This is a genomic window from Methylobacterium sp. AC832 (assembly GCF_979256025.1).
In genome coordinates, this window is sequence record NZ_CEEDMV010000015.1 from 13,745 (window position 1) to 27,564 (window position 13,820).

Annotated in this window: 12 protein-coding genes; 4 read left to right on the forward strand and 8 right to left on the reverse strand. The window is 55.2% G+C overall.

Annotation, left to right across the window (positions count from 1 at the left end; translation table 11 throughout):
- Window positions 1-237: 237 nt before the first annotated feature.
- Together AC0IXR_RS24570 and AC0IXR_RS24575 are read right to left on the reverse strand one after the other, a co-directional pair.
- Window positions 238-477, reverse strand: a complete 240-nt coding sequence (locus AC0IXR_RS24570; protein WP_471762535.1) for a LexA family protein — start codon at window positions 475-477, stop codon at window positions 238-240.
- Between the two features lie 178 nt (window positions 478-655).
- The gene (locus tag AC0IXR_RS24575; RefSeq protein ID WP_471762536.1) at window positions 656-1,408 is read right to left on the reverse strand and encodes an IS6 family transposase; all 753 of its coding nucleotides are present in this window, start codon (window positions 1,406-1,408) and stop codon (window positions 656-658) included.
- Window positions 1,409-1,732: 324 nt separating this feature from the next.
- Here AC0IXR_RS24575 and AC0IXR_RS24580 point away from each other — a divergent pair, with 324 nt between their 5' ends.
- Window positions 1,733-2,272 carry an SOS response-associated peptidase gene (locus AC0IXR_RS24580; RefSeq protein WP_471762537.1) on the forward strand — a complete coding sequence of 180 codons (540 nt, stop codon included), beginning with the start codon at window positions 1,733-1,735 and terminating at the stop codon, window positions 2,270-2,272.
- A 252-nt stretch (window positions 2,273-2,524) separates the two neighbouring features.
- Here AC0IXR_RS24580 and AC0IXR_RS24585 read toward each other — a convergent pair whose 3' ends face one another.
- Both AC0IXR_RS24585 and AC0IXR_RS24590 read right to left on the reverse strand, forming a co-directional pair.
- Window positions 2,525-6,181, reverse strand: a complete 3,657-nt coding sequence (locus tag AC0IXR_RS24585; protein WP_471762538.1) for a hypothetical protein — start codon at window positions 6,179-6,181, stop codon at window positions 2,525-2,527.
- 50 nt (window positions 6,182-6,231) lie between these two features.
- Window positions 6,232-7,464 carry a hypothetical protein gene (locus tag AC0IXR_RS24590; protein ID WP_471762539.1) on the reverse strand — a complete coding sequence of 411 codons (1,233 nt, stop codon included), beginning with the start codon at window positions 7,462-7,464 and terminating at the stop codon, window positions 6,232-6,234.
- A 314-nt stretch (window positions 7,465-7,778) separates the two neighbouring features.
- On the opposite strand from AC0IXR_RS24590, the gene AC0IXR_RS24595 reads away from it, so the two are divergent.
- Together AC0IXR_RS24595 and AC0IXR_RS24600 are read left to right on the forward strand one after the other, a co-directional pair.
- On the forward strand, window positions 7,779-8,372 hold the full coding sequence (locus AC0IXR_RS24595; protein ID WP_461225737.1) for a recombinase family protein: 594 nt from the start codon (window positions 7,779-7,781) through the stop codon (window positions 8,370-8,372).
- Window positions 8,373-8,377: 5 nt separating this feature from the next.
- Window positions 8,378-8,800, forward strand: a complete 423-nt coding sequence (locus tag AC0IXR_RS24600) for a hypothetical protein (protein WP_461225665.1) — start codon at window positions 8,378-8,380, stop codon at window positions 8,798-8,800.
- On the opposite strand, the gene AC0IXR_RS24605 is transcribed toward AC0IXR_RS24600, so the two are convergent.
- The 4 genes from AC0IXR_RS24605 to AC0IXR_RS24620 form a co-directional block, all read right to left on the reverse strand.
- Window positions 8,797-9,042 carry an HGGxSTG domain-containing protein gene (locus tag AC0IXR_RS24605; RefSeq protein WP_471762540.1) on the reverse strand — a complete coding sequence of 82 codons (246 nt, stop codon included), beginning with the start codon at window positions 9,040-9,042 and terminating at the stop codon, window positions 8,797-8,799. The genes AC0IXR_RS24600 and AC0IXR_RS24605 overlap by 4 nt on opposite strands.
- Window positions 9,043-9,062: 20 nt before the next feature.
- Complete coding sequence (locus AC0IXR_RS24610) at window positions 9,063-9,704, reverse strand: hypothetical protein (protein WP_471762541.1); 642 nt, start codon at window positions 9,702-9,704, stop codon at window positions 9,063-9,065.
- A gap of 653 nt (window positions 9,705-10,357) precedes the next feature.
- The gene (locus tag AC0IXR_RS24615) at window positions 10,358-10,819 is read right to left on the reverse strand and encodes a hypothetical protein (protein WP_471762542.1); all 462 of its coding nucleotides are present in this window, start codon (window positions 10,817-10,819) and stop codon (window positions 10,358-10,360) included.
- Between the two features lie 562 nt (window positions 10,820-11,381).
- A complete protein-coding gene (locus AC0IXR_RS24620) occupies window positions 11,382-11,705 on the reverse strand; it encodes an ATPase inhibitor subunit zeta (protein WP_471762543.1) in 324 nt (107 codons plus the stop codon).
- A gap of 779 nt (window positions 11,706-12,484) precedes the next feature.
- Here AC0IXR_RS24620 and AC0IXR_RS24625 point away from each other — a divergent pair.
- Window positions 12,485-13,654 (forward strand): alpha/beta hydrolase, encoded by a 1,170-nt coding sequence (locus tag AC0IXR_RS24625; protein WP_471762544.1) that lies wholly within the window; start codon window positions 12,485-12,487, stop codon window positions 13,652-13,654.
- Window positions 13,655-13,820 lie beyond the last annotated feature (166 nt).

The following is a 13,820-nucleotide window of genomic DNA, read 5'->3' on the forward strand; positions in this document are numbered from 1 at the left end:
AGGCACTGCGGCGGGAGCTGGCTGAGTGCCGGGCGCAGGCTAAGAGCGGATGACCGAACTTTCAGGCGCTGTCGCCGGCACCTTCATAGGTGAACCGCCCCAGCACGGACATTCCGTCTAGGAGTTCAAACGGGCTCGTGCCGGCCCGCTGTCGTGCAAGGAACAGGGCCTCCTCGTCGGAGACCGCATCGATGTCGAACGATTCGGTTGCCTGCCAATCAGCGTCGAAGACAATGCCTAGAACCGCCGGAACGAATGGGTGATGACGCCCCACACCTCGAACTCGGCCTCGTCGGGCACCTCGATGTCGGGGAAGGCGGGGTTTTCCGGGTGCAGCACGATCCGGCCGCGCTTTTTGAGAAAGCGCTTCATCGTGAACTCGCCGTTGAGGCAGGCGACGACGATGCAGCCGTGTGTGGGCGTTTTTGCCTTGTCGACCACCGCCACGTCACCGGGAAACAGTCCGGCGCCGATCATACTCTCTCCGGCGACGCGCACCGCTAACACGGACAGCAGGCGGGCGCCGACCAGCTCGTTGAAGTCGAGCGGGTTTTCCCAGGCTGTCCTCGGCCGGGGAAGGGAATCCGCGGGCCACGGAGGGGGCGTGTCGCAAGCCGTGCCTTTGGCCGCAGCAGAGGCTAGAACCGCCTCGCTTTCAGGTTTTGTTAACCGCCTGAAGTCCGAAGCAGACCCCGAGCAGCCGGTTCTGCTCGCGGACGGTCCACGCGCCGGCAAACCCAAAGCCCTTGCGTAGCCACAGCATGGCCTCGAAGCCCTGGATGGTGCGCCGAGCCGTGCTGAACGAGCGAAAGCCACCCACGCGCGGCATGGCCCGTTTGACGCGAAAGTGGTCGCTCTCAATGCCCTGTTGTAGGTGCTTGGTGACGTAGTGAACTGGCGCGCGAGGTAGTAGGCCCTCCTTGCGGCTCTCGGCGATGGCCGGCGGGTAGGTGCCAGCGCCATCGGTGCCGATCCGGTCCGGAGCGAAGAGAGGTTCGGCCGAGAGCATCTTGCGGAAGAAGCGCTTGGCAGCGTCGAGGTCGCGGTTGGCGGTCAGCAGGAAATCAACGGGATAGCCGTGCTTGTCGACGGCTCTGTACAGATAGCGCCACTCACCGCGGACCTTGATGTAGGTCTCGTCGATCCGGACTGAGCCGCAGTGCGGCCGGCGGAACTGGCGTAGCCGCTTCTCGATCAGCGGCGCGTAGGCCAGGACCCAGCGGTTCAGGGTGCTGTGGTCCACCTCCAAGCCGCGCTCGAGAAACAGCTCCTCGATATCACGGTAGCTCAGCGGGTAGCGCAGATACCATGAGACAGCCTGGACGATGAGCGCGGCCTCGTAGTGCCGGCCCTTGAAGTCGCTCTTGGCGCGCTGCTTCAGTTTCGCAGCGATGGCAAACAGGATCATAGGCAGCCTCCGAAATCCGAGGCGCCATGCAGGTCGTATGGTCAACGCGGGGTAAACGTCCGGGCAATCGCGTTTGCGACAAGCCCGATGCCGGCGAGCTGCATGCCGAGATCGAGGCGTTACGCCGTGAGTTGGTCGAGGTTCGGGCCGAGCGGGATGCGTGGCAATCTCGGTGCGAGAGCAGCCTGCGGCTCCTTGAGGACGTGAGCGATGTGCAACCTCTACAGCCTCATCACCTCACAGGCGGAGATCCGCAAGGCCTTTGGCGTGGGCGAGGACCGCGCCGGCAACCTTCCAAGATTGCCCAGCATCTTTCCCGACTAGATGGCGCCCATCGTGCGGATCGAGGACGGTAGGCGGGCCCTTGAGATGTTCCGTTGGGGCATCCCCGGCCCGAAGCAGTACGGCGAGCATCCCGTCACCAACGTTCGCAACGTGAAGAGCCCGCATTGGCGGCCCTGGCTCAAGCCGGAATACCGCTGCCTCGTCCCCGTGTCCTCCTTCAGCGAGTACGCGGACACCAAGCCGAAGAAGACGCCGACGTGGTTCGCTCTCGATGACGAGCGGCCGGTATTCGCCTTTGCCGGCATCTGGCGTCCCTGGACCGGCGTGCGTGGCACCAAGGCCGAGAACCCCGACCGCGAGGAGGCCGAGCACCGGTTGTTCTCGTTCCTCACCTGCGATGCGAATGGCATCGTTGGGCCGGTCCATCCGAAGGCCATGCCGGTCCTGCTGACGACACCGGAGGAGTGGCGGACGTGGCTTGAGGCACCGACCGAGATCGCCCTTGAGCTACAGCGCCCGCTGCCCGACGCCAGGACGAAGGTGGTGGCGACGGGCGCACGTCGCGATCCGGCAGGATGAGGCTCGCCTAGCGGCCAGCCTGCTACTGAAACCAGGCCGGCCGGGAAGCTGTCTTAACGGGCCGAGGCTTCTGCGTCGGCAACAAGGCGCCGGGTCGCGGGGGCACGCTGAGCGTTGCTAGGCGTGGTGCAACCTGCACAGCATGTGCCACCGCTCAGCGTCTAACTCACATTCCGGATCATAGTTGAGCTAGAGATTGCCGTTCCTAAGAACAGGTGGGCAGCGCACCATAACGCACGCTCCAGCCAGCATCTAAGAAAAAGCTTTCTTAGCTTTTTTCATACGACCTTTCCGTTTTATGGCAGAACTCGTCTCCGGCATATCTCGGATTTTGCGTATTAGAGTAGCAACGTCCGGATCTAGGAGAACCAAATATCTCTCATCTGCCCCATTTTCATCAAAACTAGCGATTCCTCTGAGCAATGAAGCACTAACCTCCGCCTGTGGATATTTTGAGCTTTCCAGTAAGCTGGCGACATCCCGCATTAGACCTGGATCACGGCATACTGCTGCAAAACCAACAAGAATATCAGCAAGCCAAGTTTTATCTTGGTATTCACCGGGAACACTTCCAATGAACCGATCAATTCGGGGCAACAACTCTGATATGAGTTCATATGCAGCAGCCCTACCTCGCTCGGCAGCAAAGCGAGCTATATATCGCCCATGAGCACTACTAAACCAGAAAGATTTAACCAGATTCGCAAGTCTTTCTCCGTGCTTCTCTACCAATAAATCAAGTTCTTTTAATCTTCCAGATATTCCGGCCGCAACAAATATCCAGCTAAATGAGGTATCATCAGCCAAATTAAATTCATTTGTAGTATTAATTACATTATCCAACCACCCCATAAATAATTTTACAATATTTGGCTGAGGAACCTGGCAAGCAATGTCGGCAGCAGTATGCAACCAAGCACTCATTACAATATTATTTTGGTTAATAAAAATCTTACCTGCTTCTTCAATGGCGTCCCACGCCTCCTGCATATTTCCCCGCTGAAGTAACGTAGCACTTATCCTTTCCAAACTGGATGCTTGGTCAATCTCGTCATGATTTACCTTAGAGATATGCAAAGCTCGATGCGCAGCCTCTAATGCATCATCATACCTTTGCATTCTAGTTAATGAGTCTGCCGAAACCATTAAAGACTGTGCAATCTCTTTATTATCGGCACACTGCTGCGCCAGTTCTACGGCCTTCTGCGCCAGCTTAAGACCTTCATCCGGCTTTTCTATCCGGTTCAAAATAAACGCGGTTTGTCGAAGCGCAGAGGCCTCATCACTTAGTTCTCCCGCTTCGCTCGCAAGAACGGCCGACCGCGTATTAAGCTCTATTGCTTCTTCATGCCGACCCAGATACGCCACTGACAGAGCGGCCCGCTGTAAGGCCAATGAAGCTTCTCTAAGATCCCCAATTTCAATGGAAATCTCATAGCATCTATTAGCGGCTTCAATCGCTTCAACATCTCTATCTAGAACACTCAAGGCGAAAGCAGCTTGTCTCCGGCTTACCGCCTCCTCACGTTTGTCCCCTATGGTTTGAGCAATGAACGTCGCTCGATCAGCTACCTCAAGGGCTTCTATATAATTTCCAGTCTGCCCAAGAAGATAAGCAAGATTATTAAGAGCAATAACTTCCTCATCATTATCATTTAAATCTTGAGCAATATTAATTGCCTCCTTACTCATAAATATTGCTTCTTCATATCGATTTAGATTCGTTAAACAGTAAGCGGCAATTCTTAGAGCTCTAGCTTCTTCACCTCTCAACCCTTCCTTCCGCGATAGCTGAACCGTCCTATTTGCTATTTCAAGTGCGGCATTAACATCACCTATATGGTTTAGAGCGGAAGCAAGCAGCTGATTGGCTTCTATTTCACTTTCAATTTGTCCAATTTTATTCGATATCTGAGACATTCGCGACAAGGTCGTAACAATATCTTCTGTTCTCTTCAAATTACCAAGCGCCGTAACTTTCTGACGAAGCGCAGTGATTTCTTCAATATCGTATCCTTCAGTAAATGAACGGCTAGCTGCTTGCCCACTAACCTCGTATGCCTCTTCATACCGATTTAGATGATTGAGGGCGGACGCTTGGTAGCACATCGCCAAAATAGCACTCCTCGTCCAATCGAGTTTCCAAGCTAATCCCTCTGCTTCATGCGAAATGGTGTAAAGTTTTTCATACTCAGTATTTCTCAAAATCACCCGGCAAACGAGAGGAAACGCCAGTAAAAACATCCGAGGAGGAAGCGGTACTTTCTCTAGATCTAAGATACCGCCGCAGATTTCCTTACAAGCATCTAGATTATTTGCGGTAAAATAATAATACATCGCTAGTTCTATTGCTATTATTACTTTAGCTTCACCATTACTCATGGAATTTATTACATTTTTAAGTTCTGGCTCTACTTTTTCAGTATGGCCAAGATGATAGAGAGCTTGAGCTTTAAGGGACGTATAAACAGCTTGATGAACTTCTGATACTATAGGAATACCTCGAATTTTATCATACGCACTTGCCGCATTTTCTTTAATCGACGCAGAAATGGCTTCGACATCAATCTCTGAGAAATCCGAGGATTTGTAAATGTATTGTTGCAAGCGGAACATGTAGTTGCTTGTGAAATGGGTGTCTATCTGAGGTTCACCCTCTAGAGCTAACTTACTAAAAAGCCCAGCTTCCGCAGGACGCCCAGCTTCAAGATGCTTTAGACCTTGAAAACGTTGCTCATCCCGAGAATAAAAGCTTCGGAGAAAATCCAATATTGTTGCAAGTGGAGTACTATATGCAACACGGCTACCCTGTCGAAGGCGATAATAATGGACGAAAACTCGATCTACAACACTATACAGTACTTCTCGACTATTAGGGGATGATCGTCCTCGAATGATGTCAGCGCGTTGCAGCTCCGACATAGTGCGCGCTATATCACTTTGTCCTCCAGCGCCCACTCGGACGGCTAGTTGCGTTTGTGAAGCAGGTTCTCCTCCCCGGATTAATGCGTCCAACAGGCCTCGTGACAAAGGTGGCAAGTCTTCGATACGCCTTCTATAATACTCAGCAAGCTTATCGGCTAGAGCCGACATTGTTTGAGCGACAGTTAGAGCATCCTGCGTATCAATAACTTCGGCAAGTAGCTGAGCTAGACGAGGTGTTCCCCCTATAAAGTCGGCAATTGCTCGGGCCTTTGCAGCTTGCGAATTATCGAGGAGCGGCCGACCTTCATACTCACGTTGACGATTGAAATAGTTTGTACAGTCTGATGCGGACCATGGAGAAAGTCTAACCGACTCAAATGCATGGAAGAGTGGTCGATCATAATCAAGATCAACGGTGCCGGTTGCGGTAGCTATGAGCATAACGCGATTGTTGGTTCGATCTAGCCAAAGCCTTAATCGCTGTTCGTCAGTTTGGTCTTTAAATAGGGTTGAAAGAAGCAGATCAAAATTTTCAACTACAACAATAACTAAGATACTTTTTTCGGATAAAGCTTCATCAATTGTTTTTTCTAGGTTTGAAACTGCCTCATCCCAGCGGCGAGCATTCTCTCCAGGTTTTGGCCATTGAAATAATGAATCTTCAAATATTTCATCCCCTTTACCATCAATATTTTTTATATTAATCGTAATATTTTCAATAAAAGCGTATGGACTACGCTGCAAGTTATGCTGTTCTTCGGGAAATAGAATAAATAATATCTTCTTTTTTTCATAAGAAAGTTTGGATACTTCTATCTGGACGCGACGCGTCATGAAAGACTTGCCAAATCCACGAGCACCATACAGCACTACATGCTGAAGTACACCAGGCGACACTTTTAGTGAGCGGTTGATTGCTCCCATTATCCTTTGAAATTCGGGATCTCTTCCGGTAGATAAAGCAGCTATATCATCGTCCTTCATGTCGTGCGTCATGAAAGTGCGAACTATTATAGGTTTTGGATTTTGTGTGCTCATGCCCAAAGCCTTGACCGTTTCCACCAAAGTGCCGCTAGGCGTGAAGCAGGTTTCCAGAAGCGTTCACCGTCTGCATTCTCGGTAAAGTGCACAAACCCGTCTTCTGCTAGCATTGTGAGTGCTAGCGCAAGGTCGACTTGTGTAAACGGTTCTTGACTTGTGATTTCAGAACTTGAACAGCTTGGTTTAGCTTCCATAACCGCTTTTAATGCGGGTAATATCAGTTTTTTCTGTTGATCATCTGGTAGGTCTGCATAAGAATTAAAGCGTCGATCAAACTGGTTGTAAAAATCCTGGTGTAAATGCGGCCTTACGCGTTCCGAAAAGATTTCAGCAAAATTGCTTGGGTTGGTGGGATTATCTACACCTATTTCCAAAAGTCCTCTTACTAAAAAACAGGGATAAAACACTCCGGATTGACTTAGAAATTCCGTCGTATGCTCAGGAGTCCATGTCCCCTTTGAAGATTGGCTCGTTGCCTGAATAATAAATTTTTCTGCTTCCTCAGACGTAAGTTCTGGAATGGTAAATGGCTGAAGATCGTTTAGATGCTCAACGTTAAGTCCATACTTTCGCGCCAGACCGGTTAAACCTATCGATCCCGTTAGCAACATAGTCATTCCTTCACCGCGCCATTCCCGCAGTGAAGCTAGTAATTTGTCTGCATCTTCCCTGCCTTGTTGTTCATTACGCCTGATCATATTGTCAATTAGATATGAAAATTCGTCAATCAACAGTACTGGTTTCGGTCCACCGCCCCTTAAGGCTTTTTTGATCGCTTCCGATATCATCTGCCAATATGCGGATAGAACTTTTTCTTCGTACGGAGTTCCTTTAGATAGAGCGTCAAGGGCCGTCGTAACGGGCCCGGTAGTCATTAAACCCAAGGCTTTAGACATAAAGCCGTTTTCTTTAGGCATGGCAGCCGATAATTTGGCTAGCAGATCATTTAAGGAATGCAATCCTTGGCAGTCAATGTATGCATAGGGTACGTTGTTTTTCGCAAAATACTCTGCTGCAAAAAGACGAAGTGTTGACTTCCCAATTCGGCGTAAGCCGAACATCTTTATACCAGAGCTATTTGTTAGAGCCCGTAGAAAGCGGCCTTCTAGTTCGGGGCGACCGAATCGTTGTGTGCCTGTTACGGCATTCCCATAGTGCAAATCGAGCTTCACGGTATATCCGTCGTTAGAGATATCTGCTGCATCAGATACGAAAAAAAATTCCATGTCAAATATCTGTAGGGGCAGATATCTGATGGTTCATATACATATTTAGGCGATTACGTTTTAGTTGTACAACATTGGTAGTGCAATATGGAGTTGCGGACGATTGAACGTTTGTCCGCTTTCGGCATCGGATCCGGAATGGTGTGCTTCCGAGTTAAGTGACGCGCAGAAGGTGCGACTGGTACGGAAAACGACCGTTTTCCCGACGAACGTTGGATGCGCTTGGGACACACGTAGAAACAGCCCCGTTTCTGTCGGGAAAATATGACTGGTTTTCTATTGCAGATTAAACGTTCTTGAATCAATATCCCGACATGCTCGTCGGATATGCCCGCGTCTCCACCCTCGATCAAAACCTCGACCTCCAGCGTGATGCGCTGACCAAGGCCGGGTGCGAACGGCTGTTCGAGGAGAAGAAGTCGGGAAAGGCCGGTACCAAGCGGCCTGAGTTCGATGCCGCCCTCGCCTACCTACGCCCCACCGACGTGCTGGTGGTTTGGAAGCTCGATCGGCTCGGCCGCTCGCTCGTCGAGATGATGCGCACGATCGACAGCCTCCGCACGAAGGAGATCCACTTTCGCAGCCTTACCGAGCAGTTTGATAGCGACACCGCTCATGGTCGCTTCGCCTTGCAGATGCACGGCGCCATGGCTGAGTACTTTCTCGACCTGAACCGTGAGCGCACGATGGAAGGGCTGAAGGCGGCCCTGGCCCGCGGCCGGAAGGGTGGCCGACCGAAGAAGCTCACCGATGCCGATCTCGAAGTCGGGCGCGCCCTGCTGCAATCCGGTACCATCTCGATCGCGGCGATCGCCCAGCGCCTCGGGGTCAGCCGGGATACCTTTTACAGCTACTTCCCCCAAGCCCGGGCACGCAGCCAAGCTGCCGCCGCAGCCAGGGAGACCTGATCGCGATGCCGATCCGGCGTGAGCACCGCTTCTACTACCCGATCGACTGGCCGCAGCTCTCCGCCGTGATCCGCTTCCGACGGGCAGGAGGTGCCTGTGAGGGATGCGGACGGCCGCACGGGCAGACGATCTACCATTTGGGCGACGGACGCTGGTGGGATGCCTCGACCGGCTGTTGGCGTGACGGAAGGGGGCACACTCTCCAAAGCCTCCCGAGCTTCGAGGACCTTGGACGCCTGCGCCCGACCAGGGTGGTGCTCGCGACCGCGCATCGCGACCACGACACCGGCAACAACACGGACAAGAACCTCGCGGCCTTCTGTCAACGGTGTCACATGAACCATGACCGGCCGGAGCACCAACGTCGTCGATGGCGAACCCTTTTCCGGCGTAAGGCCTCCGGCGACCTGTTCCGAGGCTCGTATTAGCCAACGCCTTCGGCAGCCCGCCGCATCAGACGAAGCCACTCGCTGAGTTCGCGACGAGTTTCTACTGCTTCGGCTGTGTAGCGCCCGTGTCGATACATACCATTGCGCGGACCCTTCGGTGCACCGGGAGAAGCGCCACCGTGCATGCGGCAGCGGCCATTCGGCATTGCGGGGGAACAGCAGGGACTTCCGGTGCGTGTCCTCGCTCCGCACCTCGGCGAAAGGTGCATCGGCCCGTGCATGGGATTGCCCTCAGATTTTATTAGGAGCCCCCTCCCCCAGGGGATCGAACGCTAACCGCACCGACCACTGCCTGCCCGCCGGCCTCGACCGTGACGCGCTCGACCCTGACCGTCTGTTTGCCATCGCTACGGTATCGTTTCAGCGCCTCAATCTGAGTCGTGAAGGTTCGGGCCAGTTTATTGAACGCTCGCTCGGCACCCTCCTGTTGAGGAAGGTTCTCCACGTGTGCCAAGCGCCGCGCGAATGTCATGGTCGCCAGGTGCACCGCGGCCATCTGCACGGCGAGCATAGCCTCGACTTCATCCCGCGGTTCGATCCCATCGACGACCGAAAGCACGAAATTGATCCCCGCCTCATCGGGCTCCCGCCCCTGGCTCGCAACATTGGTGATTTGGCTCAGCAAGCCATTCATGAACGGAAGGCTGGCCGTGCCGAGCGCGTTCAGAAGGTTGACCGTTCCCGTGCCGAGATCGGGATGGTCCGGACCAGTAGAGATGCCAGCCTTCCCTTTGGCGACGCGGATGCGAGCAGGCGGCCTTTGAGCGCCGCGAGCAACATATCGAGTAAGAGCGGCTTTTTCAGCGGGGGTCGGTTTGTAGGGCTCTGTCGCTGCAGGTGGTTGAGGGGAGGCGAGAGCAATCTTCCTTCGAGGTGACGGCATGAGATGATCTCCTATCCGTGCATCGACCGCAGGATCTGTAAATTGGCGTCCCTGATGTGATGGTGGGCTGGGTGGGAGGCATAGCTTCGCCTGCGATCGACGAAGCTTGTAACCTGACGTGCCGGAGCCTGCCGTACTGGTTACATAGATCGATGGACGAAACCCTGTCGGGGAGGCCGGGGTCAGGCGGTCGGCCTTTACTCGCCGCTTCACCTCCTGCGAGGTCTGACGCGGAGCGAACCGGTCAGCACATCGACCTGATGACCGGTTGTCTGTGGGTTCATTCCCACTCCTGCGGCTTCACTCAGCCGCTTGTTGCCGGTGCCGTCCGGCGTATCGCGGGGACCCGGAACTGACCTGGCTAGTCACCCGGCCCACGGCTCCATGAGGGAGCGGGCTATGGTATCGATTTAGGAATATTCGGCAGGCCGATGATTGATACAAGCCTAAAAACCGATATCAGGTACGATTTCCGGAGGATAAGTCTTTTAGCCTAGGCGAGCCATCGGAATGGTTGGAGCAGCTGCCGTTCCCGAATTGGAACTGGGAGAACGTCTCCCTCAGGGGACATGCCAACTCTGAGGCAATGTGCCGAGGGGGCGATGGCTTCCGGAGAAATGGTCGATCGTTCGCCTCGAACGTTCCGCGGCGCGTTAAGCGAAGGCCGCGGTGAAGAGATCGAGCTGCTTTGACTCCATCGCACGCCGAGCCCGACGGCTTCGACCTTTAAGCTTACGCACTGTCGGGTCGGGAAGCGGGACATTCGCTCTGCCATGAAGGATGGCGCCAACGATCTGGCATCCATCCCCATGGTGAAACACGTACAGGGTATGAGGTCCTGAGCGCAGGATTTCCTGTACCAGCGGCGTGTCTGAAGGAAGGGATTTCAGAGCACGGAGAAGATCGGGCAACCCCGCGACCTCGATCTCCATAGCCCGAAACTCCATACCCCGCGCACCCCAAACCTGCCGCACGACAGCCACGCTGGTGTTTGCAAACGGTGCATCCAGAAACTTGGCTGCTTCCTCCAGAACGAAGCCAGCCATCGTGTCCCGGGCTTCGATATGCGAGGCGCTGAGGAGTGACGCTGCAAGCTGACGCTTCGTAACCGGCATTGCAGACTCAACCGCTCTCAGGCCCCAACATAACGTCAAGCTCGCACAAGCTAGCCCTGTAAGCGAGCCGGGGTTCCAGCAGGGGACTTAGGCGTCTTAGCAGTAGGTCCCGCGAAACAAGTCACCCATGGCCTTCCTGCGGAACAGGGTCTGCCAGCGCCTCCGCTGATGCTCGAACCGATTAGAGATCATGTGGCAGCTCTGGCAGAATGCTGCTGGCCTCCCGACCGCACGCAAACCACGATGGGATGTTCGTCCTAGACAGCAGTGATCCTGGAGATCGATCTCTATACGGGTGGTCACGCAGGCGAGAGCGTTTACGATCCCTTTGTAGAGGTGGGAACAACCATGATCGGGGACGAGGAGACTGGCGGCGTCTGAGACGCGATCGAGCTCAAATCCGTCTCCATGGCGATCAGACGTTGGGAGCAGGCGACGGATCGGAAGGCAGAGCACGTTCCACGTGGCATAGCGCAGTCCAGTAGCGCGCCAAGCTCATAACCTGGAGGTTCTCGGATCGAAAAAGCAATTAATGTCATGGGTGGGAGCCGAGCGCCCGGCCTCACACCCGATGAACGTCGTAGACCCTCTGAGTTGGCGGTTGCTTCAGCTGCTGAGCGAGAACAGCTGTGTTGGCAGCAACACCGTTTGCCTCCAGATCAGCCCTGACCCGCTCAATCAACTCATTGTCCTTAGCTCCATGGATCACCGAAGACATCAACTCGTCAGCGTAAGCGACTGCGCTTTGGTGATCGACGCCGAGCGATTGAGCCGCATAGTTCGCAAGGGATTGAACCCCCTGAGCATGAACTCGGAACCGCGCTTCTTCACTGCGAACAAAAAGCATTTCAGCTGCGCGTTCACGTTCCTCGAAGAACCGTGTCATCTGCCACTTCCTTCCTCGTCGAATATCGCCTCGCCTTGCGAATGCTAGTTGTTAGACAACGTTACGCCTCAGAGACCTCCTTGGCGTTCACTAATATCAAGTTCTCCCGCTACGGCCGGCCATCGGCGGGGACCCTGGCATCCCGACGCCTATACGGGTGGTCGGGGCCCCCGATGTTCCTAGCGGCAGGGTCCAAAAACCCGGTAACAAGGTAACAGGTAACAGCCGGGATGAGCGACGCGAGCGGGCCAAAGTTCCTCAACCAAGCCGACTTCGCCCGGCGGCGCGGGGTGTCCCGCAAAGCCGTAACTGGCTGGAGACAGAAGGGCTTACTGGTAGTTTCTGATGTAGGTTTGATCGACATCGAGGCGTCGGAATGGAACCCGGGTCAGCGCCCGGCGAGCTATCGGGGAGGTGTTACCCACCGCCCTACCCGAACCGTTACCGGTAACACCCCAGTGCGGAGCCTACGGCGCCAGCCAGGCCCAAACTGGTCACTTGGCAGAAGGACGGCTCGGCGATGCCGCGGCCCTGCCGGAGGATAACAATGATGATGAGGATATCAGCCCGCTCGACCCAATCATTTCGAACGTGCAATGCGCTATTCGGGAGACTGCCGGCCTTCGACACGGAGAGCCGCAGCAGCCCTATAATGTTGCAAAGTAGCCTGGTGGCGCGTGGGACCGGTGGAACCGCACTTCCAGTCGCACATAGACACCCGGCCCGTTCCGCACCGATATACACAACAGGGCGCACCAGACGTCTGCGGGAGGATGTCGATGCGGACGTTAGCGCTACTTGGGGCTTGCGCACTGTTTGGGCTCGCAGTGACGGCACTTGCCGAGCCTGCTCCCGTCATCCCTGATGTGCCTGCCGCCTTCAAACCGGCCCAGCGCGAGGGCTACTTCTTCGTCGGCGGTCGCTATGAGACCGTCGACGGGAAAGAACTCGCCACTGGGCAGATGTTTGTCCAGTTCCACGCCCCGGCCAAGGTCGCTCAGCCATATCCTGTTCTACTGGTGCATGGCACGGCCCAGACCGGGGTTAATTTCCTCGGTACTCCCGATGGCCGGCGCGGATGGGTGGATCACTTCGTCGACCGCGGCTTTGCCGTTTACGTCGTCGATCAGGTCGGCCGGGGCCGTTCGGGCGACAACCCAGAGGTTTACGGGCCCTACGCTCGACTCTCGCCGAGCGACTTGGAAAGCATCTTCACCGGTCAGGAGCGGTTCGAACTCTTCCCGCAGGCCAAGCTCCATACCCAATGGCCCGGCGGCCCCGGCGTGAAGGGTAATGCCGCCTTTGACCAGTTCTACCTCTCACAGGTGCCGTACATCGCGAATGGACGGAAAAGCGAGGAGCTGGTCAACCCGGCTATCATCACGCTGTTGGAGAAGATCGGTCCTTCGGTCGTTCTGACTCACTCGCAGGCGGGAGTGTTCGGCTGGGCCGTTTCTGACCAACGGCCGGATCTTGTTAAGGCGCACGTCGCCGTTGAGCCGAATGGGCCGACCTTTTTCGACATCAAGTTCAAGGGCGGCTCTGATTGGTACGAACGGGTTGGCGAGACTCGCGCTCGGCCCTACGGCATCACTCGTGCGCCACTCCACTTCGAGCCGCCCGTGAACTCCCCGGCCGACTTGACAGTCGTGCAAGCTGATCAGCCAGTTCGACCCGACCAGATCCGCTGCTGGCTTCAGGCCGAGCCAGCGCGGCAACTCCCTAACCTAGCGAAGGTGCCGGCTGTCATCGTTACCGGGGAGGCATCGTTCCGGGCGACAATGGACGACTGCACGAGTGCCTTTCTGGCCCAAGCCGGCGCGAAGCCCGATCGTCTCGCACTCGCCGAACATGGCATTCATGGCAATGGGCATATGATGATGCTGGAGGCAAACAACGGGGCGGTCGCCGACGCGATCATCGATTGGATCGTGGCTAAGACGCGCTGATGCCGCCGCGAGGCGTGGTATGGAATGCGCATGAACCCTTTAACCCGCTCCGCGAACGCCAACACGTTCGTGCACCATGCCGAGACGATCCTAGAGCGGTGTCCGATCGGCTTGAATCGACCGGGGTTTCGGGGGCGGCGCAGATGTGATTCGATGCGCGGCTTTC

What these genes read in the sequence shown, in the direction of transcription:
- AC0IXR_RS24570 (WP_471762535.1), bottom strand. Translation starts at nt 477, where the DNA reads ATGATCGGCGCCGGACTGTTTCCCGGTGACGTGGCGGTGGTCGACAAG.
- AC0IXR_RS24575 (WP_471762536.1), bottom strand. Translation starts at nt 1,408, where the DNA reads ATGATCCTGTTTGCCATCGCTGCGAAACTGAAGCAGCGCGCCAAGAGC.
- AC0IXR_RS24580 (WP_471762537.1), top strand. Translation starts at nt 1,733, where the DNA reads ATGGCGCCCATCGTGCGGATCGAGGACGGTAGGCGGGCCCTTGAGATG.
- AC0IXR_RS24585 (WP_471762538.1), bottom strand. Translation starts at nt 6,181, where the DNA reads ATGAAGGACGATGATATAGCTGCTTTATCTACCGGAAGAGATCCCGAA.
- AC0IXR_RS24590 (WP_471762539.1), bottom strand. Translation starts at nt 7,464, where the DNA reads ATGGAATTTTTTTTCGTATCTGATGCAGCAGATATCTCTAACGACGGA.
- AC0IXR_RS24595 (WP_461225737.1), top strand. Translation starts at nt 7,779, where the DNA reads ATGCTCGTCGGATATGCCCGCGTCTCCACCCTCGATCAAAACCTCGAC.
- AC0IXR_RS24600 (WP_461225665.1), top strand. Translation starts at nt 8,378, where the DNA reads ATGCCGATCCGGCGTGAGCACCGCTTCTACTACCCGATCGACTGGCCG.
- AC0IXR_RS24605 (WP_471762540.1), bottom strand. Translation starts at nt 9,042, where the DNA reads ATGCACGGGCCGATGCACCTTTCGCCGAGGTGCGGAGCGAGGACACGC.
- AC0IXR_RS24610 (WP_471762541.1), bottom strand. Translation starts at nt 9,704, where the DNA reads ATGCCGTCACCTCGAAGGAAGATTGCTCTCGCCTCCCCTCAACCACCT.
- AC0IXR_RS24615 (WP_471762542.1), bottom strand. Translation starts at nt 10,819, where the DNA reads ATGCCGGTTACGAAGCGTCAGCTTGCAGCGTCACTCCTCAGCGCCTCG.
- AC0IXR_RS24620 (WP_471762543.1), bottom strand. Translation starts at nt 11,705, where the DNA reads ATGACACGGTTCTTCGAGGAACGTGAACGCGCAGCTGAAATGCTTTTT.
- AC0IXR_RS24625 (WP_471762544.1), top strand. Translation starts at nt 12,485, where the DNA reads ATGCGGACGTTAGCGCTACTTGGGGCTTGCGCACTGTTTGGGCTCGCA.